We start from the raw sequence: 24,436 nt of genomic DNA on the forward strand, positions 1-24,436 counted from the left end.
TTAACGCAAGCATTTTATCATTTATTCACTCATTAAACCGTGTGCTTTTAACTTTTTACGCAAAGTACCGCGGTTTAAGCCGAGAATTTCAGCAGCGCGGGTCTGGTTACCACGCGTATATTCTAGAACTACAGATAGAAGAGGCTTCTCCATTTCTGCCAGCACCATGTCATACACCTGAGAAGGTTGCTCGCCTTGCAGTTGTGCAAAATAGTGGCGAACTGCGCGATCTACGTGAATACGAAGAGCGACATCAGATTGTGCAGTAAAAATAGGAGATTTGCTATTCATGCGAATTAATCCGAAAAATCAAATACCACTTGGGTAAAGTGATATATAAAAGTGGTCTATAAATTAAATGAGCTTCTGTTTTAGATCCTAAAACAGAAGCTCTAAAACATGGTCATTACATTGAGCATGTAGCTTGACACATCTCAGCCAGTTGGTCGAAATATAAGCGTAACAATTGTTAAATTTTTGTTACCGACCAAAAATCAAACAAAAAAATCTGCATGATACGCAATAAGTGTTAGAGCGCATTAGCAAGACTGTATTTGTTGTGAAAAATTAGCGAAGAGTTGGCAGCACATAGCTTTCGTGGCGCGTATAATACCATTGTCTACAAAAAAGTGAGCAAGAAAACTGCATTTTTTTTTAGTTTTTTTATCTTTTTTGATAGTTTTTTTCAATATCAAGGACGAATTATTTCTAAACTATAGCTATCGAAACTTTTTCGCTTGACTGGAACCTGAAAGTCGAATTTAAAAGGACTATTTTTTGGAATACGCTGGATGCTCACTAAACTTTCAATCAGGTATTCTGAAGGTGAAAGCGTATAGGAAGCAGTAATCACCCCATTATCTTTTAAGTCGAGACGCAAAACTGGCATGGCCAGGCTGCGGTCATGATAATTGATCAGCTCACCTGTGAACCGGGTTTGCTTTGAATCTGATGCCGTGACTTTAACATTCCTGGTATTAATCAGGTCGTAATGTTCTTCCATATTAGAACAATTGAATACATCACAAACAGCATTAAACGCTGTAACCATCACATGACTATTCTTTAAGTACTGTGGATTAAACCAGAAGAACTGAAAAACCAATATGCCGAGTAATAATACATTTATTGCTGTCCAGCCAATATATTGCAAGATAGAGCGCTGACTTCTGTCATCTGTATCTTCTTCCCAGTTCATGGCTGGAAGGGCACTGATGGGCTCGGTACTAAAATAGTTTAGATTATTCAAATAGGTTTTGAGATCAATATTCGAGTTTTCAACTTTTTCATCAAAAATATGTAAAAGATTGTTGAGGCGAGAAGAAATCTTGCTGTTATATAAGTCTGCATCAAATTGTGATGTAGGTTGAGCTGGACTAAGAGACTCAACATTAGCTTCAGGGGGGGTGCCAGTGGCCGAAGGCTGAGGTTCGGTCACCAGATGAGAAAGTGCATTAAATGAGGTGGTGCATTTGGGACAACAAACCATACCCTGAGCAATGGTTAACTGAGCAACCGTTACTTTGTAGATTGTGGAACAAGTCGGGCAGAGGGTTCGTTTATCACTCATACATTCACGCTTATTTAATTCTTATGGCGTTTACCAGAAATTCGACACCAGTATTCATCACGCTTCGCTACTTCTAATATATCAAAATGATTAGAGTAAATGCTAGTAACATCAGTAACTTGTTCTTCAATAACACCCGCAAGTGCGAATTCACCCTCAGCTTTTACCAATTCTGCAAAGTGCGGTTCAAGCATCATCAGTGGACCTGCCAAGATATTAGCAACGAAAACATCTGCCTTTATTGCACCAAGCTCTTCGTTAAATTCTTCCGGTAAGCCTACATAAAGCCGATCAAGTACACCATTGAGTTCAGCATTTTGTTGGGTGGCCAAGACTGCTTGTGGATCAATATCGGTTGCATATGCTTTTTTCGCGCCAAATAGCAGGGCAGCAACAGCCAAAATGCCTGAACCGCAACCATAGTCGATGACGGTTTTGTCTTTGAGATCTGTTTTCCCCAGCCATTGCAGGCAGAGGAAAGTAGAAGCATGATTGCCTGTACCAAAAGCCAGACCTGGATCGAGCTTGATATTTACTGCATCTGCTTCAGGTGGTTCCATCCATTCTGGCACAATCCAGAACTTGTCAGAAATCTGAATTGGTTCATAAGCATCCATCCAGGTGCGTTCCCAAGCTTGATCTTCCAGAAATTCATGACGGATAGGCGCTTCAGGCATTTGTGCACGAATAAAGGTTTCGAGTGCGTCGACATCGATTTCTTCGCCCTCTTCTTGTGCATAAATACCGGTAACAATCACTTTATTCCACAACGGTGTTTCACCTGGAAGTGGTTCAAGTAAATCCTGATTTTCAGCATCATCCAGCGTCACGCTCACCGCACCCAGCGAGCTGAGTAATGTTTCAGTGAAATCAACCTGAGCCTGATCAACCGTAATATGAATTTGTAACCACTTCACAGAAATAACCTTATGTATATCTTTTCAAAAAGCTATTGTAACGGAAGTTCCGGTTTTTGTGCGGCTAGATTGCTGTGCAGGTGTAAATAAAAAAAAGGATGCCTGAGACATCCTTTTAAAGGTTTTAGACTTTATCTAATCTAGATTTGTCAGGGGTTTTTGTACCTGAAGCGGTGCAAGTCGATTCAGTAAAGTGCCAAAAATTGCAGCAAATATATACATAAAAATCGAATAAACTGCCGCTGGCATTGCTACTGCTGAGCTGCCAATTACGGTCAGGGCAATGGTCATCGCAAGGGTACTGTTATGAATGCCGATTTCAAAAGCACTGGCGCGGGCTTGAGCGCTATTAATGTTAAGGAGTCGTGGAACCAGATAGCCGATGCCAAGGCTCAGGATACAGAATAAGGCAGTTGCCAGTCCGACTTGAGTCAGATATTCACTGATATTGGCACGTTCCTTCACAATGGTTGCGACAATAATAAGAACCAGAAAAGTAATAGCAAAAATCCGCAGTGGTCGATTCAATTTTGCTGTCACACCTGGTGCATAATGACGAATCAGCATGCCAATCCCAACTGGAATCAGAATAATCGCAAAGACCTGCAGAATTTTGCCAAATTGCAGGCCAACTTGCTGACCATCCTGCATGAAGTGCAAGATCGAGAAGTTAATAATTAAAGGCAGGGTAATTGCAGCAATGACTGAGTTGATTGCTGTCAAAGTAATATTCAGTGCTAGATCACCTTTGAATAGGTAGCTAAACAGGTTGGCTGTGGCACCGCCTGGAGAAGCAGCCAAGAGCATCAAACCGACTGATAACAGTGGTGGTAAAGCTAGTAGTTTACATAGTGCAAAGGCGATTCCCACTAGGATAATCAGCTGACAGAAAAGTGCGATGAGTACAGCTTTGGGATGGCGGGTAACTCGGCTAAAGTCACGTGGGGTAAGTTCAAGTCCAAGCCCCATCATAATGATCGCTAAAGCCAGTGGTAACAATATGGTAATAAAGCCAGAATCCATCTGTATACTCCTTATTTAAATGTCTTTTTTATCTATTTTTAAGTCCAGCATACAGAGGAAATTATGGTTTACATAGCATGTTTACAAATCTGATAAACGATGCTTAGATTTCTGATAAATGATGCGTTGACGGCTCAGGATAATGCCAAAAAAGGTGGCAAGAGTGTACATGACAATAGTATAGATACCCGCAGGGATGGCAATAGTATTATTGCCTAATACGGTAATAGCGATAGTTATGGCAACAGCGGTATTATGAATGCCCACCTCAAAGGTACAAGCACGTGCCTGACGGTCTGGAATACCAAGCAGTAAAGGTAGGCAATAACCAATAAACAGGCTGGAAAAGCCAAAAATTACGGTCGCGATTCCGATGCTATTGAAATATTCCATCAGATTATGGCGTTCGCGTACGACTGCAAATACAAATAATGCAATGAGGAAGCCAATTGCGAAAATACGCATTGAGCGATTGACAGTGATTGTGAGCCTTGGGAATTTAGCCCGTAATGCCATACCGAAGATAACAGGAAGTAATATGATAAAAAATACCTGAACCATCTTCATGGCTGGCATGGTAATGGTATCGTCACTGCCCAGGAAAAAATGTAAGGATAAATTAATAATAAAAGGCAGGGTGAAGATCGATATAAAAGTATTAATTGTAGTCAGGGTGAAGTTAAGCGCTAAATCACCTTTATATAGGTAGCTGAAAAGATTGGCAGTTGGTCCACCCGGAGAGGCTGCCAGCAGCATTAAACCCACTGCCAGTAGCGGCGGCAAATCCAATATGATACAAATCAGAAAAGCCAGACTGGTCAACAGGATCAGCTGGATAAATAAGGCAATAAAAATGACCTTAGGATAGTTGAGTACACGAATAAAATCCTTGACGCGTAATTCAAGTCCTAACCCCATCATTAAAATTGCCAGCAGTACCGGCAATAAAAAAACAAAAAATACCGAATCCATAGAATGTCCTTTTTATTATTGGATCTTCATTTTTAAATTAAGTTTAACGTAAATTATTAAATAATCAATAGAAAATGGGCAAAACCTCAATTTTGCCCATTTATTCTTTTATCACTTCAAAGAGCTTTATTTAGGTCGAGGGGGAGTGAAGCCCAAGGCACATTTACCACTAATTTCCTGACCATTAACGGTGGTTGTGGTGTTTCCAGAAGCGTCCTGACAAGCACTGTAAATTTCAGCTTCATCACCCATTAAGGCTGTTTTAGAGTTGGAAAAAAACTGTGGTTCACAGGTTCCGTTCCAGATAATACCACGATGAGCAAAAGTTACGGCATCACCAGCTGATTTGCCTTTACAAACTTTTTGATACAAATCTGGATTGTAAACTTTAGCAACCTTATCATTTGCAGTTGCCATGCCTGTTACTGATAGTGCACCGAGCATTATTGAAAATAATATTTTCTTATCCATTTATTTCACCTTTTTTCTTCGTGTGGCGTCAAATTTACATCTTAGAAAATACTCAGCTGCATACAATTGCGATCAGGTAACAAATACAAGCTCTATGTATTGATTTATCGGTGTTTTGCTAAAAAATGAAAGATTAAGTGACAATTAAGAAGGTTTATAAAAATACGATAGGGTGACCTTGAATTAATTCCACTGAATTTGTCAACTATTCTGCAATTTTTGCTATAATCTTCGGCTATCCTTTTTTAATCTCTCAAATACCACTATGCACTATCCTAAAGTATACGATGTCATTGTGATCGGTGGCGGTCACGCAGGTACGGAAGCAGCATTGGCTGCGGCGCGTATGGGTCGACAGACTTTACTCTTAACTCACAATATTGAGACTTTAGGGCAGATGAGTTGTAACCCAGCCATCGGTGGTATTGGTAAATCGCATTTGGTGCGTGAAATTGATGCCTTGGGCGGTGCAATGGCACTTGCTGCTGACAAAGGCGGTATCCAATTCCGAATTTTAAACTCACGTAAAGGTGCTGCGGTTCGTGCGACGCGCGCGCAGGCTGACCGTGTACGTTATAAAGCTGCCATTCGTGAAACATTAGAAAACCAAGCGAATCTTGATATTTTCCAGCAAGCAGCAGATGACCTGATTGTTGAAGGTGATACGGTTAAAGGTGTCGTGACCCAAATGGGTATTCGCTTTGATGCCAAAACTGTGGTGTTAACTGCGGGTACATTCTTAGGTGGTGTGATTCACGTTGGTCTTGAAAAATCAAGAGGTGGTCGTGCAGGTGATCCACCATCAATTTCTTTAGCACATCGTTTACGTGAATTAAACTTACCTGTGGGTCGTTTAAAAACAGGTACACCACCACGTATTGATGCACGTTCAGTTGATTTCTCTGTTATGACACCGCAGCCGGGTGATTTCCCATCTCCGACCATGTCATTCATGGGTGATGCTTCAATGCACCCTGAACAAGTGAACTGCTGGATTACCCATACCAATGAAAAAACTCATGACATTATCCGTGGCGGTTTAGATCGTTCACCAATGTACACAGGTGTGATTGAGGGTGTAGGCCCACGTTATTGCCCATCAATTGAAGATAAAATTCACCGTTTTGCCGATAAAGACTCTCACCAAGTGTTCTTGGAGCCTGAAGGTTTGGATACGCATGAGTTGTATCCAAACGGTATTTCAACTTCTTTACCATTTGATGTTCAGTTTGAATTGGTGCGTTCAATCCGTGGTATGGAAAATGCGCACATTCTTCGTCCGGGTTATGCGATTGAATACGATTACTTTAACCCGCAAGCATTGAAATTCACTTTGGAAACCAAAGCGATCAATAACCTGTACTTTGCTGGTCAGATCAACGGTACAACAGGTTATGAAGAAGCGGGTGCTCAAGGTTTGCTTGCAGGTCTGAACGCGGCACGTCGCGCATGGGATCAGGAACAATGGACACCAAAACGTGATGAAGCATACATGGGCGTACTGGTTGATGACCTAATTACTTTAGGTACTAAAGAACCGTACCGTATGTTTACTTCACGTGCCGAATATCGTTTGATGCTTCGTGAAGATAATGCAGACCAACGTTTAACACCAGTCGGTCGTGAAATGGGTCTAGTGGATGATGAGCGTTGGGCGGCTTACTGCGAGAAAATGGAAGCGGTTGAACGTGAAACAGGTCGTTTACAACATCTTTGGGCAGCACCAAACAATCCAATGGGTAAAAAATTCGTTGAGATGACAGGTGCAGACCTTTCTAAAGAATGTTCAGCGATTGATTTGTTAAAACGTCCAAATATTACCTTTGCTCAAATTGCAGAATTAACAGGTTCTGACGTGTCAGCTCAGGTGGGCGACCAGATTGAGATTGCGGTGAAATATGAAGGTTATATTAACCGTCAGCACCAAGATGTTGCGCAAATGAAGCGTTTGGAAGAAACTAAGATTCCTGCTGATTTTAATTATGACATCGTTTCAGGTCTTTCTCGTGAAATTACCTTGAAGTTAAAAGATGTTCGTCCTGAAACGCTTGCACAAGCAAGCCGTATTCCGGGTGTAACCCCTGCGGCAGTTCAATTGGTGATGATTACGATTCGTAAGAATGCTCAAGCAAAGAAATCTGCTTAAGATTTTGTAGTAAAGAACCCGCTTAATGCGGGTTTTTTTATAAATAAAAGTTAATAATCACCGAGATGAATGATTCCATAGTTAAAAGCTACCAATAAAATAAATCATTGAAAAATAATAATATTGATAATTTTTCATCTAAAAATAGAATCACTGTCATTGTTTTTAAGTCTTATTTGGAGGTGAAAAAGCAAATCCTTACATTTCAAATCCTACCATTGTAGTGCTATTTATTCGAAAGGATTAGATTAACAATTAGGCAGTGGGCTAAGCCAAAAAAAGCCTGGAATTGAGGAAGATGAATCATGATGTTGACACAAAAGGAAAAAATACAAAAATTTCTGGTGATATTTTTGTGTTTCTGGGTCGCATTTTTTGAATGCTTTGATTTACAAGCCCCTGGAATTGCAGCCAAAGGTATTGCAGAAACGTTTGCACTTGATCAGGTGCAAATGGGCTATTTAGTCTCGGCGTTTTTGGTATGTTATTCGGCGCTTTCTTTGGTGGGCGTATCGCGGACTATTTAGGTCAGAAACGAGTCTTAATGCTGTCAGTAGCTATTTTCGGGGTGTTCTTTGCACTTACAGCGATCGCACCAAGTATTGAAATTTTATATGCGGCACGTTTCCTGACGGGGTTGGGCTTAGGGGCTGCGATGCTAACAATGATTTCAGTAGTGGGGGATGAGGCGACTGAACGTAATCGAGGTAAGCTGAACAGCTTAATGTATTGTGGCTTGCCTGTAGGTGCGATTTTTGTTGCCGGGCTGGCAATTTATTTTAAGGATATTAGCTGGCAAACATTATTCCTGATCGGTGGTTTGACCCCCTTGGTTCTGCTGCCTTTCATGGCTATGATTTTAAAAGACAAACCGCGTGCTGTTAAAGTTCAAACGACTGAGCAACAGATCGCAGTACCCAATATGGCTGAAGTACTGTTTAAACAGGAACAATATAAACGTACTGTGCCATTGTGGTTTGGCTTTTTCTTTACCTTAATGATTAACTATATCCTGATCAGCTGGTTACCAAATTTACTGATGGAACAGGGGCTTTCCAAGCAGGAAGCTTTTAGTATCATGCTGATCTTCCAGGTTGGTGCTGTAATTGGTACTTTAGGGCTAGGTTATTTATTAGATCGCCTGAAACTCTGGCAAGAGTGGGTGCTATAATTTATGTAGGCCTGGCAATTGTATTGATTCTACTCTTTACCAGTAAAGTAATTCCATTGCTGATCCTGGCCGGTTTAATGGGTGGAATTTTCTCTACCGGTGGTCAATCTATCCTATATGGTATTTCTCCAATCTTCTACTCAGGGGCAGGTAAAGTTACGGGAGTGGGAAGTGCGATTTCACTCGGGCGTTTGGGGGCCATGACTGGTCCACTTTTATCTGGCAAGATTCTGGCATTGGGCTTGGGAACAACAGGTATTCTGTGGGCCAGCTTGCCGGCTGTGGTGATTTCTGCTGTGGCAGTCACTGCTCTGTCCCGTTATAAGACACAAAACAAGCATTAATTTAAGTGATCTATCTATGAAAAAAGTTGGTCTGATGGCTGGCTTTTTTTATTTGAAGATATTTAGACAGATTATTTAACAGGTAGTTTTTGTTAATATAAGTTGAACTAAAAAACGAAATTGAGATATGAGCTATCAGTTAATTGAGCTGGATATAGACGCGACCGACAATATTACCTGCCTACATTGCCAGCAACAGATTATTAACTGGCAAGAAGAGCAATATGTCCAGCCTTGTGAACATACCCTGTTTATTGCCATGGATATTGGTTTTGAATACATCACTGATGAGTTTGAACAGACCATGCAACATACTGTGGATGATTTACATGCCAATGATGATCAGGTCAATATGTTCGCAGAGTTGACTGCAAGTACTTATCCGGAATTTATAATTTTAAAATCGGATCTGGGTGTGGAAGGTTATTCACGTTATATTGGCCTTGCCGCTTAAATCTCAGAATGAAAAAAGCGCCAAATCAATTGGCGCTTTTTTGTGGCTGACTTTAAAAATTAACCTTCAACTTCTTCTTCAACATCATCATCTGCACTGTCCATACCCAGCTCTTTAAGTTTGCGCGTCAATGTATTTCGACCCCAACCTAAAAGCTCAGCAGCATGGCGTTTACGGCCACGCGTTTGCTGAAGGGCCGCATTAATCAGAGTGCGTTCAAACATTGGTGTTGCGATGTCGAGAATCTTCATCTCACCATTTTTTAACTTTTGAATTGCCCATTGGTTCAGTAATTCATCCCAATGGTGCGGAGCAACCTGATTCAGATTTGGAATTGGTGCACCGTTGTCCTGCTGGATAGGAATCTGTTTCAGTTCAGGTGGCAAGTCTTCTGGATAAACTTCACGACCTGTGATCATAACCGTTAACCAGCGACAGGTATTTTCCAGCTGACGCACGTTCCCTTGCCAAGGCAGCTTTTGCATATATTCCTGAGTTTCGGGACGCAGAATCTTCGGATTGACACCAAGCTCTTTGCCTGCACGTGCCAGGAAATGCTGTGCCAGCATTGGAATATCTTCAGAACGGTGTGCCAGTTTAGGAATATGAATACGAATTACATTCAAACGGTGATACAAGTCTTCACGGAAGCGGCCATCGTGTACCAGTTTTTCCAGATCCTGGTGAGTTGCTGCCACGATACGCACATCGACCTTAACTGGAATATGACCACCTACACGGTAAAATTCACCATCTGCCAGGACACGGAGTAAACGGGTCTGGGTTTCAAATGGCATGTCTCCAATTTCGTCTAGAAACAATGTACCGCCGTTAGCCTGTTCGAAACGGCCTTGACGTTGAGTATTGGCACCCGTAAACGCACCTTTTTCATGACCGAATAATTCAGTCTCAATCAGGTCTTTTGGAATCGCCGCCATGTTCAAGGCGATAAATGGCTTATTGCTACGTGGTGAATGGCGGTGCAAAGCATGTGCCACCAATTCTTTACCTGTGCCGGATTCACCATTAATCAAAACAGTAATATGCGACTGAGATAGACGGCCGATAGCGCGGAATACTTCCTGCATTGCAGGAGATTCACCGATAATTTCAGTCGATTGAATTGTTGGAGCCGCTTTTGCAGATTCCTGTTGCTGTAACTTGGTGATGTGCAGGATGGCACGATTCACCAATGCTAGCGCTTCATCAATATCAAATGGCTTTGGCAGATACTCGAAGGCACCGGTCTGATAACTTGATACTGCAGATTCCAGATCCGAGTGCGCCGTCATAATGATAACAGGCAGATCAGGATTAGTATTCTTGACCTTACCTAAAAAGGTTAAGCCATCAATACCCGGCATTCGGATATCGGTCAGGATCACATCTGGTGCATCCACACTCAGCTGATCAAGTGCCGACTGGGCTTCTTCAAAACTGGTAACGTCGAAACCTTCTTCTTTGAATGTTTTTTCGAGTACCCAACGCATGGCACGATCGTCATCAATCACCCATATTTTATTTCGCGACATGATCTGACTCCCAAGGTAAAAATAAGCTAAATACGGTTTTTCCTGGAACTGACTGACATTCAATCATTCCGTTATGTTGGTGCATTATATTTTGAGCAATACTGAGGCCCAGGCCGGTTCCTTTGGCACGGCTGGTCACAAGCGGGTAGAAAACGGCTTCAATAATATCGTCTGGTACACCCGGACCATTATCTTCAATGTCGATGCGTACCACTGAACGATGAATCACACCATTAATAGTATATAGACGCTGAATACGGGTTCTTAAAATCAGTTCAGGCTGATGCTCGACAAAGAAGTCTTTGTTTTCAGTCATCGCCTGAACTGCATTCACACAGATATTCAGCATGACCTGAATCAGCTGATCGCGGTCTGCTAAAACTTCTGGCAGGGACAGGTCATAGTCCCGGGTAATTTTAATTTTCTTTTTGGTCTGATTGACAATTAATGAGCGAACACGTTCTAAAGGCTCATGAACGTTGACCATTTCATAGCTTGGCAATTGACGTGAACCCAGCATACTATCTGCCAGATTTCTCAGGCGATCCACTTCACTGATAATAATATCTGTAAATTCTTTGTATTTCGGATCATCCAGGCTACGTGCGAGAAGCTGTGTTGCACCACGAATACCACCAAGCGGGTTCTTGATTTCATGTGCTACACCACGGATCAACTGGCGCGCCACCTGATGTTGCTGAATATAGTTTTCTTCACGTGAGATTTTCAACATACGGTCACGCTGATTCAGCTCAATCAGCAATAAGGGGTGATGTGGTTTGCCTGCATTCAGTAGCGAAACCGTGTAATCCACATGAATGTCTTTAAAATTAACAATAATGGTCGCTTCACGGCGGGTATAAGGTTGTCCAGTATGCAGGGTGTTATACAGCGACTCTTCAGTATTGAACTCATCTGTAGGGGCTTGCAGGATATTTAATACCGGTGTGCCAAATGCGCGTAACAAGCTGATATCGAACATGGCCTCGCAGGCAGTGTTCAGGTAATAGATATTCAGGTTGCTATCAATCAGCATGACAGCAGTGGTCAGGTTGTCCACCAAAAGGCGATAGTCGATGGAAAGGGGCTGATCCATTAGCGATGGTTTTCCTGTATTAAAATAGCGCAATGGCATCTTCATAAAGCAAAATTTAAAGTCTTAAGTTCTCATTTGATGCACATTAAGCAAAATGCACGCCAACTTTTTAAATAATCCCTAAATTATTGCAATGAAATGGAAGTGGGGTCATGAAGATGCATGATTTGTTAATGGTATAGCTGATAAAAATCACCATGTAAATCATAAATGTTCAATTTTGGTGCATGTATAAATATATTGAATATTTTATGGCTTTATTTTGGTGCTTGATGTAATCAGTCTCCATTTCAACTGTTTTTATGTTTCGAAAAGACATACAATACGCGCATTCTAGTGGAGCGCAGATTCATGAAGTCCCCCAAAGTCGGTTTTGTTTCTTTAGGTTGTCCTAAGGCATTGGTAGATTCTGAACGAATTTTAACTCAGTTGAAGACTGAAGGTTATGATGTCGCATCGGATTATGACGGTGCTGATTTAGTAGTAGTAAACACCTGTGGTTTTATTGAATCTGCAGTACAAGAGTCTCTAGACGCCATCGGTGAAGCGATGAGCGCGAATGGTCGCGTGATTGTGACGGGCTGTCTAGGTAAAGACGAAGACAAGATTCGCCAAATGCATCCGAATGTCCTGAAAGTGACTGGTGCTGCGGCTTATGAAGAAGTAATGGATGCGGTTCATCAATATGTACCTGAACCGCCAAAACATAATCCATTTATTGATCTGGTTCCTGAGCAAGGCATTCGCCTTACTCCAAAACACTATGCGTACTTGAAAATTTCAGAAGGCTGTAACCACCGTTGTACTTTCTGCATTATCCCAAGCATGCGTGGTGATCTGGTATCGCGTCCAGTCGGTTCTGTGCTTGAAGAAGCTGCAGCGCTAAAACGTGCTGGCGTAAAAGAAGTACTCGTCATCTCCCAGGATACTTCTGCTTACGGCGTGGATACCAAGTACAAACTTGACTTCTGGAATGGTCAGCCAGTTAAGACCAAATTCTATGATATGTGTGAAGCGCTGGGGCAGTTAGGCATCTGGGTGCGTCTGCACTATGTCTACCCATATCCACATGTGGATGCGGTGATTGATCTGATGGCACAAGGCAAAATTCTGCCATACCTGGATATTCCATTCCAGCATGCAAGTCCTAAAGTATTAAAGCTGATGAAGCGTCCTGCGCACAGTGAAAATACATTAGAACGTTTGAAAGTATGGCGTGAAAAATGTCCTGAATTGGTGCTGCGTTCGACATTTGTAGTGGGCTTCCCGGGTGAAACCGAAGAAGACTTCCAAATGTTGTTGGACTGGTTGCAGGAAGCTCAGCTGGATCGTGTGGGTTGTTTCACTTATTCAGCAGTTGAAGGTGCAGCAGCGAATGATCTGCCAGATCACGTGCCGGAAGAAATCAAGCAAGAACGTTATGAACGTTTCATGCAGGTCCAGCAAGCGATCTCAGCAGCCAAGCTGCAAAAGCGTATCGGTCAGAAAATGACAGTGCTAGTTGATGATCTGGAAGAGGAATTCCCGGTTGCTGTAGCACGTTCTTATGCCGATGCACCAGAGATTGATGGGAATGTATTTGTTGAAGATATCGACAAGAGCCTGATTAAGACAGGTGCTTTGCTTGAAGTCGAAATTACCGATGCGGACGAATATGACCTGTTTGCAAAACTGATTTCGATTAAATCAGCCTAATACTTAGATAAAATTAAATGAAATAATTTGGAGTTTGATGATGTTGGATTCTAAAAAGCCGCGTTTTGGCCGTATTTTGCTGAAACTTTCAGGTGAAGCGCTTGCCGGAAACAAGGATATGGGTATTGATGCACCAATCCTTGACCAGATGTCTTTAGCGATTGCACACCTAGTTGGATTGGGTGTACAGGTCGGTATTGTTGTCGGTGGTGGTAACTTGTACCGTGGTAGCCAGTTGCAGAAAGACGGTCTGGTTGGTCGTGTAACCGGTGACCAGATGGGTATGCTGGCAACTGTGATGAATGGTCTGGCATTACGTGATGCGCTGGTACGCCGTAACATCAAGACACGTTTACTTTCAGCATTGCCAATTGGCACCGTTGTAGAATCTTACTCAAGCCGTGATGCGATTCGTCACCTGACGCGTGGTGAAGTCTGCGTATTTGTTGCGGGTACAGGTAACCCGTTCTTTACCACTGATACAGCAGCTTGTTTACGTGGTATTGAAATTGAAGCGGACCTGATTCTGAAAGCAACCAAGGTTGATGGTGTCTATAATAAAGATCCAAGCAAATTTGAAGATGCTGTTAAATACGAAACCTTAACCTTTGACCAAGTGCTTGATGAAAAACTGGGTGTGATGGATTTAACGGCGATTTGCCTATGCCGTGATCATAACGTACCGCTACAAGTTTTCGACATGAACAAGTCTGGTGCTTTATTGTCCGTTGTGATGGGTGAAAAAGAGGGTACTCACGTTACCAATTGATGACGTGAACCTTGAAGCACTTTATACTAGTCAAAATTTAGCTTTTACATTTTTTAGAATTAAGTAAGGAAGATCATATGATTAACGATCTTAAAAAAGACGCAGAAGACCGTATGAACAAGTCACTTGACTCGTTGGAGCATGGTTTTGCCAAAGTTCGTACTGGACGTGCACATCCATCGATTCTGAACGGTGTTATGGTTCCTTACTATGGCTCTGACGTGCCATTGAACCAGGTTGCAAACGTAGGTGTTGAAGATTCACGTACCTTGCTGGTTCAACCATTTGAACGTTCAATGGTTGCTGCAATTGATAAAGCCATTCGTGAATCAGATTTAGGGCTTAACCCGATTACTGCTGACGCAATTCGTGTACCAATGGCTGCGTTAACTGAAGAAACTCGCCGTGACATGCAGAAAGTTGCGCGTAACGAAGCTGAAAACGCTAAAGTTGCGATTCGTAACATTCGTCGTGATGTTTTGGGCGACATCAAAGCTTTATTGAAAGAAAAAGAAATTTCTGAAGATGAAGAGCGTCGTGCATCTGATGAAATTCAGAAAATTACCGATAAATATGTTGCTGAAGTTGACAAACGTTTGGCTGCAAAAGAAGCTGAATTGATGAAGGTCTAATTCATCAATGACCGTTTCTGAAGAGAGTTCCCGTCTTCCAAAACATGTTGCCATCATTATGGATGGCAACAATCGTTTTGCCAAAAAAAATCAGATGCAAAAGGGTGAAGGACACCGTGAAGGTAAAAGCGTCCTTGATCCAATTGTAGAACACTGTAGAAAAAGAAAAATCCAGGCTTTAACTGTATTTGCGTTTTCGAGTGAAAACTGGAATCGTCCGCAGTATGAAGTGGATCTGCTCATGCGATTGCTCGAAGACACCATCCATGAACAGTTGCCGCGCATGGAGAAATTCAATATTGCCTTACGCTTTATCGGTGATTGCAGCCGTTTATCTCCAGAGCTGCAAGCTTTAATGTTGCATGCTGAGGAAAGGACTGCTAAGTTCGATAGCATGACGCTCACTATTGCCATTAGCTATGGTGGTATGTGGGATATGGCGCAGGCTGCGAAGCGAATTGCTGCGGATGTTTTAACAAATAAATTAGAACTTGATGCAATTAATGCTGATGTTTTTGGTCAATATGTAAGTCTTAGTGATTTACCACCTGTGGATCTGTTAATCCGTACCGGTGGAGATTTCCGTTTGTCAAACTTCCTGCTCTGGCAGGTAGCTTATGCGGAACTGTATTTTACTGAAACCTTATGGCCAGAATTTACCACGGAAGAACTTGATGATGCCTTTGCCGTATTTGGTGGGCGTGAACGTCGGTTTGGTAAGACATCAGAACAGATTCAGCAAGAGAAACTTGAGAATTAATACATGTTAGAGCGGATTATAACCGCATTGGTTTTGGTGGCTGTTGTACTCAGTTGTATGTTTGCCACTACTGCATATTACCCAATGTTTGTGTTGATGGTCGTTGCTGCAGGCGTGGCAGGTTATGAGTGGTTTAAACTCATGCCACGTCAGGGGAAAAAAGTAATTAAGCCGTTTGCTTGGGGTTATGGCTTACTCACAGCAGTTCTTTCAGCACTTGCACTCTATTTTTCAGACATCTCCATGCTGCTTTGGGCGGCATCGATTTTGACCTGGATTCTCAGCATCTATTGGGTTAAATCCTATCCTGAATATGATGGCTGGTACAATGTTACTTTAAATGGCATTGGTGTGATCCTGATCTCGGCGGCGGTCACTGCAATCTATTCAGTCTGGCAGCATTCACCTTGGTGGTTAATGTATCTGTTTTTGCTGGTTTGGGGGGCAGACAGTGGTGCCTATTTTATTGGACGCAAGTTCGGCAATAAAAAGCTCGCACCGAAAGTTAGTCCAAACAAATCGGTTGAAGGGTTGTATGGCGGAATCGTCACATCCATGTTGATTGTCATTACAGTCACATTACTTTATCTTGATATCAGTATCCCCGAACTGCTTTTATTCCTGATTTTATCAGTATTAACAGTCTTTAGTTCTGTGCTTGGCGACCTGTTTGAATCGATGATCAAACGTCGTGCTGGTATTAAAGATTCGGGACGTATTCTGCCAGGACATGGTGGTGTATTAGACCGTATTGATTCTCTCCTTGCTGCAGCACCGATTTTTGCTGCAGGCATGTATGTCTTAAAACTAATTGGCGTAGATTTATAAATGTCACAAGCTGTTTGTATAATGGGTGCTACAGGTTCTATTGGGCAAAGTACTTTAAAAATCCTGCAGCGACATCCTGAAGCTTACAGCGTATATGCTGTGACTGCACAAAGCCGTATTGCTGAACTGGTCGAGATCTGTAAGCAGTTTCGACCAAAAATCGCTGTGGTGCCAGCCTTTAAAGTAGATGAACTGGCACAATTGCTGAAACAGCAACAGTTATCCGAAATAGAAATTTTACCAGATGAAGCAGGCTTGATTGCAGTTGCTGAACATCCAGAAGTAGATATAGTCATGGCGGCGATTGTTGGTGCAGCTGGCCTTTTGCCGACATTGGCTGCGGTCAAAGCGGGAAAACGCGTCCTGTTGGCTAATAAAGAAGCTTTGGTGATGTCTGGTGATATTATGATGCAGGCTGCTCGTGATCATGGGGCTTTATTGCTACCTGTGGACTCAGAGCACAATGCAATTTTCCAGTGTTTGCCGGCGAATTACTTCGATGCTGAGCGTAACGGTCAGCCAAAACTGGGTGTACAGCAGATTCTGTTAACTGCCTCTGGTGGTCCATTTTTAAATCATACTTTCGATCAGCTGCAGACGGTCACACCAGCACAAGCCTGCAAACATCCAAACTGGTCAATGGGTCAAAAAATTTCAGTAGATTCAGCAACCTTGATGAATAAAGGTTTGGAACTGATTGAAGCCTGTCATTTATTTGCAGTAAAAGAACAATTTGTTACAGTTGTCGTGCATCCACAGAGTATTATTCACTCCATGGTTCAATATGTAGATGGTTCAACTTTGGCGCAAATGGGTAACCCGGATATGTGTACCCCGATTGCACATGCCTTGGCATGGCCAGAGCGGATCAGTACGCATGTCGCTCCATTAGATTTATTTGTACATTCACAACTGAATTTCCAGCAACCGGATACCCAGCGTTTTCCTGCATTAAAACTGGCACGCCAGGCAATGCAGCAAGGCGGGATTGCGCCTGCTATTCTGAATGCAGCCAATGAAATTGCCGTGGCAGCATTTTTGCATGAAAAAATTACTTTCATTCAAATACCTCAGATAGTTGAATATACGCTGAATTCGATGGACAATCGGACAGCAGATCAGCTGGAAGTGATTCTTCAGGCTGATCGGCAGGCGCGTGATATCGCCCGTCAATTCGTTGTGAATAAAGGAAGTTAAGCCATGAACGCCTTGTTTATTATCGCAGCTGCAATTCTGTTATTAGGTCCTCTGATTGCGATCCATGAATTTGGACATTACTTTGTAGCTCGAAAACTTGGCGTAAAGGTTTTAGTTTATTCGATTGGATTTGGTCCAACGCTAATTAAATGGACTTCAAAAAAGTCTGGTATCCAGTATCAGCTTTCTGCTTTGCCGTTTGGCGGCTATGTCAAAATGCTCGATGAACGTGAAGGTAATGTACCTGAAGAGGACCTCCCTAAAGCATTTAATCGTCAACATCCATGGAAACGTATCGCGATTGTTGCGGCTGGTCCTTTAATTAATCTTTTCTTTGCAGTGATTCTATTCTGGATTTTATTTTTACCTGCACAAGAGCAGTTAAATACCCGTGTGGGTCAGGTTTTGCCTAATACACCTGCAGCTGCTGTACAGATGCAGCAAGGTGACAAAATTACCGCAGTGGATGGCACTGAAGTCGCAACCTGGGAAAAGCTGAATTATGCCTTGGTTGATCGTGTTGGTGAAACCGGGCTGATTACGATTCAGGCCGAACGTGATGGACAGATAAAAAGTTTCCAATTGCCGATTCAGAGTTTTCTGAAAGATCAGTCACAGTCTCCACTGGATACTTTAGGTTTTATACCGTATCGTCCAGAAATTCCTGCCGTGGTATCTAAGCTCAGTGACGATGGGGCTGCAATCCGCCAAGGCATGAAGGAAGGTGACAAGATCATTGCCATTGATGGTGTGGCGATGAAAAACTGGTTTGATGTGGTACAGGTTGTCCAGGCATCACCAGAAAAATTATTAAAAATAGATGTATTACGTAATAACCAGGTGGTGCATTTACAGGTGATGCCACAGGCGAAACGTGACAATATGGGTAAAGTGACGGGTATGCTGGGTGTACAAAGTGACCCAGGTAAAATTACAATCCCGGCAGAATATAAACAGACAATTCAATATAGTCCGACTGAAGCACTGGTCATGGCTTTTGACAAAACGACACAACTGTCTTCGATGATTCTGAACTCGATTGTGAAGATGGTTCGTGGTCTGATTGGTCTGGATAATTTATCTGGTCCAATCACGATTGCCAAAGTGGCAGGTCAAAGTGCGGAAATGGGATGGCAAACTTTTATTTCCTTTATGGCGCTAATGAGTGTAAGTTTAGGGATATTAAATTTACTGCCAATTCCAATGCTTGATGGCGGACATCTGGTTTACTATTTTATTGAATTATTACGTGGTAAACCTGTTTCTGAACAAATACAATTGGTTGGCTTAAAAATTGGTATGGTATTGCTGGGTAGTATGATGCTACTTGCACTATTTAATGATTTTATGCGTTTATAACAACGTAGATGGAATAAATTAACAAGCGGAAAAGACTGGCATGCAGCACACACATTTATTTATGCCTTTGGCACTCGTTAGTGCTATGGCAGTTGCACAACAAGTATATGCAGCAGATGAATTCGTAGTACAAGATATAAAATTTGACGGACTGGTTCGTCTCACTCCCGAAAATGTGTATGGCCTGGTGCCAATCAATAGTGGTGATCGTGTCAATGATCCGATTATTGCCAATGCGATCCGGAGTCTGTATGCCTCAGGCTTGTTTGATGATATCAAGGCAATTCAAGCTGGAAATACGCTAGTATTCCAGGTGGTTGAACGCCCGGTTATTTCCAAGATCGAACTAAAAGGCAACAAGCTGATTCCGAAGGAAGCTTTGGAAGAAGGTTTGAAAAAAATGGGTCTTGCTGAAGGTGAGGTTCTAAAAAAATCTGCTCTGCAAACTGTAGAAACTGAGCTTGAACAGCAATATATGCAGCAAGGTCGTTATGATGCAGACATTACAGTAAAGACTACGCCGAAGCCAAATAACCGTGTCGATCTTCTGATTGAATTTGTGGAAGGTAAGGCTGCAAAAGTTTTTGACATTAATATTATTGGGAATACGGTCTTTAAAGAAGATGAGATCAAGCAGGCTTTTGCTATCAAGGAAAGCTCTTGGAATTCGATTATTTCCCGTAATGACCGTTATGCACGTGAGAAAATGGCAGCAAGCCTTGAAGCTTTGCGTGCCATGTACCTGAACCGTGGTTATATTAACTTCAATATCAATAACTCAAGTCTAAACCTGAGTGAAGATAAGAAAAATGTCTTTATTGAAGTATCGGTAGATGAAGGTGAGCAATTCAAATTTGGTGAGACCAAATTCCTGGGTGATGCGCTTTATTCAGCAGATGAACTCAAAGTTTTACAACTATACAAAGACGGTGAAATTTATTCACAGGAAAAAGTGAATGCGGTTAAACAGTTATTACTGCGTAAATATGGTAATGCTGGCTATTATTTCGCTGAAGTAAATGTTGTTCCAGAAATTAATAAAGATACTAAACTGGTTGACTTAAATTATTACATCAACCCAGGTCAGCAGGTGACTGTACGTCGCATTAATTTTACTGGTAATAACAAAACTGCGGATGAAGTATTACGTCGTGAAATGCGTCAGATGGAAAGCGCACTGGCTAGTAACGAAAAAATTGATCTGTCTAAGGTCCGTCTGGAACGTACTGGTTTCTTTAAATCGGTTGATATTAAACCGGCGCGTATTCCTGGTTCGCCGGATCAGATCGATTTAAATGTTGCAGTTGAAGAGCAGCATTCCGGGACAAGTACCTTGGCAGTTGGTTTCTCGCAAAGTGGTGGTGTAACCTTCCAGGCAGGTTTAAGTCAAACTAACTTCCTGGGTACAGGGAATAGTGTATCGGTTGATCTATCTCGTTCTGAAACTCAAGATTACTATAACCTGAGTGTAACCGATCCATACTTTACTATTGATGGGGTACGTCGTGGTTATAACCTGTACTACCGTAAAACCAAGCTGGATGATGACTATAACGTCAACAACTATGTAACAGATAGTTTTGGTGGTGGGATTAACTTTGGTTATCCAATCGATGAGAACCAGAGTATTAGTTTTGGTCTGAATATTGATCAGACCGATGTTACGACTGGTCCATACGTTTCTACCTATGTACGTGACTATTTGCTAGCAAATGATGGCAAAACTAAACGCACTCAAACTTACTGTCTTGATGAAACAATTGATCCTCAGGTTGGGTGTTTGAATGTAAGTGATCCGTATGGTTCAGAATTTACGGGTGATTTTTTAACCTATAATTTAAATCTTGGTTGGTCATATAATACCTTAAACCGCCCAATCTTCCCTACAACTGGTTTCTCACATCGTGTCAATGGTGAAATTGCCTTGCCAGGCAGTGATGTGGAATATCAAAAACTGACCTATGATGCACAAGCTTATTTCCCATTAGGCAAGAATTTTGTAGTTCGTGGCTATGGTAAGCTTGGTTATGGTAATGATTTGCCATTCTATAAAAACTTCTATGCGGGTGGTTTTGGTTCAGTCCGTGGTTATGAGAACAGTACTCTAGGTCCTAAATACCCAGGCGTTACATATAATGAATCACGTACACGTGACACTGATCCGGAAGAAGTAGGGGGTAATGCGCTTGTTCAGTTTGGTGCTGAACTTGCACTTCCAGTACCATTTAAGGGAGATTGGGCACGTCAGGTTCGTCCAGTACTATTCGCTGAAGGTGCACAGGTCTTTGATACTCAATGTGATGTGCCATCAGGTAATCTATACTTGAATGGTAGAAATGATCCAGGTGTGAGCGCGAAACAATACTGTAAAGATAACTTCGGTTTTGAACTGGATAACATGCGTTATAGCGTAGGTGCCGGCTTTACCTGGATTACTATGATCGGCCCATTATCATTAAGTTATGCATATCCGTTGAATGATAAAAAAGGTGACGATACTAAGAATGTTCAATTCGAAATTGGTCGTACCTTCTAATTTAATTAACCAAAATTAATATTATTTGGCCTTATGAATAGTAAGAAATTACTATTTGTAAGGCCATTTTTATAGATAGAGAAATACAGATGAAAAAAATGATGATGGCGATGGGTATCGCTGTGGCAACTTTAACTTCAATGGTACAGGCAGCTGGTGTTGGAGTAATTGATCTGGAACGTTTGGTGGAAAATAGCACATATCTAAAACAGCAAAATACGTCATTCCAGCAGACTATCAAACCACAAACCGCCAAAATTGAGCAGCTAAATAAGGAATTGGAAGCCATTCAGCAACGTGCCCAGGCAAACCCTAAAATGAGTGCGGCAGATAAGAAAAAGCTCGAAGAACAATATCAGGCAAAATTTAAAGAGTTAGGTCAGTTACAGCAAGCTATACAGACTAGCGCGCAAAGCTCTATTCAGCAGGTTCGTACTGTATTTGATGCACGTGTGAAGCAAGTCGCTGAACAATTACGCCAAGAAAACAAGCTGGATGTGGTTTTGAATAAAAATAGCGCGCTTGCCTATGACCCTAAGTATGATTTAACTGATAAAATGATTCAAAAGGTTAATGCAATTAAATAATCAATGAATCATCAACAGCTTCAATTAGCTGACCTCGCTCGTCTGGTGCAAGGTGAGTGTATAGGTCAGTCCGATTTGCAGTTAAGAGGCTTGGCAAGTCTTGAGCATGCAACAGTACAGGATCTGGCGTTTGTTACTGCTGATAAATATCTGGAACAGGCAGCTCAAAGCCAGGCAGGTGCTCTGATTGTGACAGGTGAGCTTAAAACACAGCTAAGTTCACATCAGAACTTTATTGTCGTGGCAAATCCTTATCTTGCTTTTGCAATGCTGACTCATGTATTTGAGCAAAAGCAGACTCAACGTGGTATAGAAAGTACGGCACAGGTTCATCCTTCGGCTGTAATTGCAGATGACGCCTATATTGGTCACTATGTGGTGATCGGTGAAAATTGTGTAGTTGGATCAAATACGGTCATTCAGCCCCATGTGCAGATGGATAACCAGGTAGAAATTGGTAAAGACTGTTTTATTGATGCTCATGTGACCTTGACCGGTACGACAAAAATTGGTGACCGGGTACGTATCCATGCCAACAGCGTCATTGGCAGTGAAGGTTTTGGCTTTGCGCCTTATCAAGGTAAATGGCACCGCATTGCACAATTAGGGTCGGTACGTATTGGTCATGATGTCCGTATTGGTTCTAATTGCAGTATTGATCGTGGTGCTCTGGATGACACAATTCTGGAAAATGGCGTCATTATTGATAACCTTGTGCAAGTCGCTCATAACGTTAAAATTGGTGCCAACACTGCCATTGCAGCAAAAACAGCGATTGCAGGCAGTACCAGTATTGGCAAAAACTGTATCATTGGTGGGGCTACAGCGATTTCAGGACACCTGAATATTGCGGATAATGTGACTTTGACCGGAATGTCAATGGTGACAAATAATATTTCTGAAGCTGGAAAATATTCTTCAGGTATCGGATTGTTTGAAAATCAGAAGTGGAAGCGCACAGTGGTTCGCATTAGACAATTAGCAGATGTGCCATTGACCCAGGTAATGAAACGCCTTGATCATATGCAGTCTCAAATTGAGTCCATTGAATCAACATTTAAGTTGCGTAAATAATTATGATGACAGAATCGAATTTGCCTACATTCACGAAGCCTGAATTGCCAATGACCATTCAAAAGATTCGTGAGTATTTGCCTCATCGCTATCCATTCCTGCTTGTGGATCGCGTGGTAGATATTACTGATAATGGCATCGTGGGTTATAAAAACGTTTCAATTAATGAAGAGTTTTTACAGGGCCATTTTCCTAATTACCCAATCATGCCAGGTGTGCTAATTGTAGAAGCATTGGCACAGGTAGCAGGTATTCTTGGTTTCGTCATGAACAATGAGACTCCAACAGAGGGCTCTTTGTTCCTTTTTGCTGGTGCTGAGAAGGTTAGATTTAAAAAACAAGTGGTTGCAGGCGACCAATTGGTATTAAAAGCTGAATTAGTGATGCAAAAACGTGGCATTTACAAATATAATTGTATAGCCACAGTAGATGGCGTAGTCGCAACAACCGCGGAAATTATGGTTTCGCATCAGAAAGTCGAGCAGGCATGAGCAATAACTCCCTTATTCATCCAACTGCCATTATTGACTCATCTGCAGTAATTGCTTCAGATGTTCAAATTGGTCCTTACTGTATTATTGGGCCAAATGTCACTATTGGTGCAGGTACCAAACTTCATTCACACGTCGTTGTGGGTGGGTACACACGCATTGGCGAACACAATGAGATTTTCCAGTTTGCGAGTGTGGGAGAAGTTTGTCAGGACCTGAAATATGCAGGTGAAGAAACCTGGCTTGAGATTGGTGATCATAACAAGATTCGCGAACATTGCAGTCTGCACCGTGGTACTGTTCAGGACAATAGCATTACCAAAATCGGCAGTCATAACCTGCTGATGGTAAATACGCATATTGCACATGACTGTATGGTGGGCGATCACAATATCTTTGCAAATAATGTAGGTGTAGCTGGTCACGTCCATGTGGGTGATTATGTGGTAATTGGGGGTAACTCAGGTATCCATCAGTTCTGTAAGATTGATTCTTATAGCATGATCGGTGGTGCATCACTGATTCTTAAAGATGTGCCTGCTTATGTAATGGTTTCCGGCAATCCTGCGCATGCATTTGCAATGAATGTAGAAGGGATGCGTCGTAAGGGTTGGTCGAAAAATGTAATCAATGGCCTACGTGAGGCATTTAAACTGATCTATAAATCAGGTTTAACCACACAAGAAGCAATTGAAAAAATTCGTGCAGAGATTCTGCCAGAAGTGGCTGAAGCACAGCGCTTGCTTGATTCTTTGGAGCAGTCTAAACGTGGTATTGTGCGTTAATAGACTATTCATAAAAAAGACACCTTT

General features: G+C 42.0%; 22 protein-coding genes and 1 pseudogene. 15 read left to right on the forward strand and 8 right to left on the reverse strand.

The window, feature by feature from the left end; genetic code table 11:
- Positions 1-21: 21 nt before the first annotated feature.
- From fis to F955_RS10790, 6 genes are all read right to left on the reverse strand, one after another.
- Positions 22-291: a DNA-binding transcriptional regulator Fis gene (gene fis / locus F955_RS10765; RefSeq protein WP_001086304.1), complete on the reverse strand. Its 270-nt coding sequence runs from the start codon at positions 289-291 to the stop codon at positions 22-24.
- A gap of 400 nt (positions 292-691) precedes the next feature.
- Complete coding sequence (locus tag F955_RS10770) at positions 692-1,570, reverse strand: DUF3426 domain-containing protein (RefSeq protein ID WP_004894374.1); 879 nt, start codon at positions 1,568-1,570, stop codon at positions 692-694.
- 14 nt (positions 1,571-1,584) lie between these two features.
- Positions 1,585-2,487, reverse strand: coding sequence for a 50S ribosomal protein L11 methyltransferase (prmA, locus tag F955_RS10775; RefSeq protein WP_004894378.1), 903 nt, complete (start codon positions 2,485-2,487; stop codon positions 1,585-1,587).
- A 135-nt stretch (positions 2,488-2,622) separates the two neighbouring features.
- Entirely contained in the window at positions 2,623-3,510 is an 888-nt protein-coding gene (locus F955_RS10780; protein ID WP_004812629.1) for a bile acid:sodium symporter family protein, read from the reverse strand.
- A gap of 81 nt (positions 3,511-3,591) precedes the next feature.
- The gene (locus tag F955_RS10785) at positions 3,592-4,482 is read right to left on the reverse strand and encodes a bile acid:sodium symporter family protein (RefSeq protein WP_004812632.1); all 891 of its coding nucleotides are present in this window, start codon (positions 4,480-4,482) and stop codon (positions 3,592-3,594) included.
- Between the two features lie 126 nt (positions 4,483-4,608).
- Positions 4,609-4,953, reverse strand: a complete 345-nt coding sequence (locus F955_RS10790; protein WP_004894381.1) for a hypothetical protein — start codon at positions 4,951-4,953, stop codon at positions 4,609-4,611.
- A gap of 265 nt (positions 4,954-5,218) precedes the next feature.
- On the opposite strand from F955_RS10790, the gene mnmG reads away from it, so the two are divergent.
- The 3 genes and pseudogenes from mnmG to F955_RS10810 all read left to right on the forward strand — a co-directional run bounded on the left by mnmG (position 5,219) and on the right by F955_RS10810 (position 9,068).
- Complete coding sequence (gene mnmG, locus F955_RS10795; protein WP_004894383.1) at positions 5,219-7,099, forward strand: tRNA uridine-5-carboxymethylaminomethyl(34) synthesis enzyme MnmG; 1,881 nt, start codon at positions 5,219-5,221, stop codon at positions 7,097-7,099.
- A gap of 305 nt (positions 7,100-7,404) precedes the next feature.
- Positions 7,405-8,614: pseudogene (locus F955_RS17035) on the forward strand (MFS transporter).
- A 127-nt stretch (positions 8,615-8,741) separates the two neighbouring features.
- Positions 8,742-9,068, forward strand: a complete 327-nt coding sequence (locus tag F955_RS10810) for a hypothetical protein (RefSeq protein ID WP_004894393.1) — start codon at positions 8,742-8,744, stop codon at positions 9,066-9,068.
- Between the two features lie 59 nt (positions 9,069-9,127).
- On the opposite strand, the gene glnG is transcribed toward F955_RS10810, so the two are convergent.
- Together glnG and glnL are read right to left on the reverse strand one after the other, a co-directional pair.
- Positions 9,128-10,600, reverse strand: coding sequence for a nitrogen regulation protein NR(I) (glnG, locus tag F955_RS10815; protein WP_004894395.1), 1,473 nt, complete (start codon positions 10,598-10,600; stop codon positions 9,128-9,130).
- On the reverse strand, positions 10,587-11,696 hold the full coding sequence (glnL, locus tag F955_RS10820) for a nitrogen regulation protein NR(II) (protein ID WP_004812645.1): 1,110 nt from the start codon (positions 11,694-11,696) through the stop codon (positions 10,587-10,589). Before glnL ends, glnG begins: the two co-directional genes overlap by 14 nt.
- A gap of 351 nt (positions 11,697-12,047) precedes the next feature.
- Between glnL and rimO the strand changes: the two genes are divergently transcribed.
- From rimO to lpxA, 12 genes are all read left to right on the forward strand, one after another.
- The gene (gene rimO, locus F955_RS10825; protein ID WP_004894397.1) at positions 12,048-13,391 is read left to right on the forward strand and encodes a 30S ribosomal protein S12 methylthiotransferase RimO; all 1,344 of its coding nucleotides are present in this window, start codon (positions 12,048-12,050) and stop codon (positions 13,389-13,391) included.
- A gap of 40 nt (positions 13,392-13,431) precedes the next feature.
- Positions 13,432-14,160, forward strand: coding sequence for a UMP kinase (gene pyrH / locus F955_RS10830; protein ID WP_004812647.1), 729 nt, complete (start codon positions 13,432-13,434; stop codon positions 14,158-14,160).
- Positions 14,161-14,237: 77 nt separating this feature from the next.
- Positions 14,238-14,792: a ribosome recycling factor gene (frr, locus tag F955_RS10835; RefSeq protein ID WP_004812648.1), complete on the forward strand. Its 555-nt coding sequence runs from the start codon at positions 14,238-14,240 to the stop codon at positions 14,790-14,792.
- Between the two features lie 7 nt (positions 14,793-14,799).
- Positions 14,800-15,552: a polyprenyl diphosphate synthase gene (gene uppS, locus F955_RS10840; protein WP_004894400.1), complete on the forward strand. Its 753-nt coding sequence runs from the start codon at positions 14,800-14,802 to the stop codon at positions 15,550-15,552.
- 3 nt (positions 15,553-15,555) lie between these two features.
- Positions 15,556-16,380 carry a phosphatidate cytidylyltransferase gene (locus F955_RS10845; protein ID WP_004894403.1) on the forward strand — a complete coding sequence of 275 codons (825 nt, stop codon included), beginning with the start codon at positions 15,556-15,558 and terminating at the stop codon, positions 16,378-16,380.
- On the forward strand, positions 16,381-17,577 hold the full coding sequence (gene ispC, locus F955_RS10850) for a 1-deoxy-D-xylulose-5-phosphate reductoisomerase (RefSeq protein ID WP_026056780.1): 1,197 nt from the start codon (positions 16,381-16,383) through the stop codon (positions 17,575-17,577).
- Positions 17,578-17,580: 3 nt separating this feature from the next.
- Complete coding sequence (gene rseP / locus F955_RS10855) at positions 17,581-18,936, forward strand: RIP metalloprotease RseP (RefSeq protein ID WP_004812654.1); 1,356 nt, start codon at positions 17,581-17,583, stop codon at positions 18,934-18,936.
- 40 nt (positions 18,937-18,976) lie between these two features.
- Positions 18,977-21,472, forward strand: coding sequence for an outer membrane protein assembly factor BamA (gene bamA, locus F955_RS10860; protein ID WP_004894408.1), 2,496 nt, complete (start codon positions 18,977-18,979; stop codon positions 21,470-21,472).
- 89 nt (positions 21,473-21,561) lie between these two features.
- Complete coding sequence (locus F955_RS10865) at positions 21,562-22,059, forward strand: OmpH/Skp family outer membrane protein (protein ID WP_004894410.1); 498 nt, start codon at positions 21,562-21,564, stop codon at positions 22,057-22,059.
- 3 nt (positions 22,060-22,062) lie between these two features.
- Positions 22,063-23,133 carry a UDP-3-O-(3-hydroxymyristoyl)glucosamine N-acyltransferase gene (gene lpxD / locus F955_RS10870; RefSeq protein WP_004894413.1) on the forward strand — a complete coding sequence of 357 codons (1,071 nt, stop codon included), beginning with the start codon at positions 22,063-22,065 and terminating at the stop codon, positions 23,131-23,133.
- Positions 23,134-23,138: 5 nt separating this feature from the next.
- Complete coding sequence (fabZ, locus tag F955_RS10875) at positions 23,139-23,624, forward strand: 3-hydroxyacyl-ACP dehydratase FabZ (RefSeq protein ID WP_026056779.1); 486 nt, start codon at positions 23,139-23,141, stop codon at positions 23,622-23,624.
- Positions 23,621-24,409, forward strand: coding sequence for an acyl-ACP--UDP-N-acetylglucosamine O-acyltransferase (lpxA, locus tag F955_RS10880; protein WP_004894416.1), 789 nt, complete (start codon positions 23,621-23,623; stop codon positions 24,407-24,409). The genes fabZ and lpxA overlap by 4 nt, the downstream gene beginning before the upstream one ends.
- Positions 24,410-24,436: the final 27 nt, after the last annotated feature.

It is taken from the genome of Acinetobacter schindleri CIP 107287 (assembly GCF_000368625.1).
Taxonomy (GTDB): Bacteria; Pseudomonadota; Gammaproteobacteria; order Pseudomonadales; family Moraxellaceae; genus Acinetobacter; species Acinetobacter schindleri.

Bases quoted from the DNA above. Each gene is read 5' to 3' on its own strand.
- fis (WP_001086304.1), bottom strand. From the start codon at position 291: ATGAATAGCAAATCTCCTATTTTTACTGCACAATCTGATGTCGCTCTT.
- F955_RS10770 (WP_004894374.1), bottom strand. From the start codon at position 1,570: ATGAGTGATAAACGAACCCTCTGCCCGACTTGTTCCACAATCTACAAA.
- F955_RS10780 (WP_004812629.1), bottom strand. From the start codon at position 3,510: ATGGATTCTGGCTTTATTACCATATTGTTACCACTGGCTTTAGCGATC.
- F955_RS10785 (WP_004812632.1), bottom strand. From the start codon at position 4,482: ATGGATTCGGTATTTTTTGTTTTTTTATTGCCGGTACTGCTGGCAATT.
- F955_RS10790 (WP_004894381.1), bottom strand. From the start codon at position 4,953: ATGGATAAGAAAATATTATTTTCAATAATGCTCGGTGCACTATCAGTA.
- mnmG (WP_004894383.1), top strand. From the start codon at position 5,219: ATGCACTATCCTAAAGTATACGATGTCATTGTGATCGGTGGCGGTCAC.
- F955_RS10810 (WP_004894393.1), top strand. From the start codon at position 8,742: ATGAGCTATCAGTTAATTGAGCTGGATATAGACGCGACCGACAATATT.
- glnG (WP_004894395.1), bottom strand. From the start codon at position 10,600: ATGTCGCGAAATAAAATATGGGTGATTGATGACGATCGTGCCATGCGT.
- glnL (WP_004812645.1), bottom strand. From the start codon at position 11,696: ATGGATCAGCCCCTTTCCATCGACTATCGCCTTTTGGTGGACAACCTG.
- rimO (WP_004894397.1), top strand. From the start codon at position 12,048: ATGAAGTCCCCCAAAGTCGGTTTTGTTTCTTTAGGTTGTCCTAAGGCA.
- pyrH (WP_004812647.1), top strand. From the start codon at position 13,432: ATGTTGGATTCTAAAAAGCCGCGTTTTGGCCGTATTTTGCTGAAACTT.
- frr (WP_004812648.1), top strand. From the start codon at position 14,238: ATGATTAACGATCTTAAAAAAGACGCAGAAGACCGTATGAACAAGTCA.
- uppS (WP_004894400.1), top strand. From the start codon at position 14,800: ATGACCGTTTCTGAAGAGAGTTCCCGTCTTCCAAAACATGTTGCCATC.
- F955_RS10845 (WP_004894403.1), top strand. From the start codon at position 15,556: ATGTTAGAGCGGATTATAACCGCATTGGTTTTGGTGGCTGTTGTACTC.
- ispC (WP_026056780.1), top strand. From the start codon at position 16,381: ATGTCACAAGCTGTTTGTATAATGGGTGCTACAGGTTCTATTGGGCAA.
- rseP (WP_004812654.1), top strand. From the start codon at position 17,581: ATGAACGCCTTGTTTATTATCGCAGCTGCAATTCTGTTATTAGGTCCT.
- bamA (WP_004894408.1), top strand. From the start codon at position 18,977: ATGCAGCACACACATTTATTTATGCCTTTGGCACTCGTTAGTGCTATG.
- F955_RS10865 (WP_004894410.1), top strand. From the start codon at position 21,562: ATGAAAAAAATGATGATGGCGATGGGTATCGCTGTGGCAACTTTAACT.
- lpxD (WP_004894413.1), top strand. From the start codon at position 22,063: ATGAATCATCAACAGCTTCAATTAGCTGACCTCGCTCGTCTGGTGCAA.
- fabZ (WP_026056779.1), top strand. From the start codon at position 23,139: ATGACAGAATCGAATTTGCCTACATTCACGAAGCCTGAATTGCCAATG.
- lpxA (WP_004894416.1), top strand. From the start codon at position 23,621: ATGAGCAATAACTCCCTTATTCATCCAACTGCCATTATTGACTCATCT.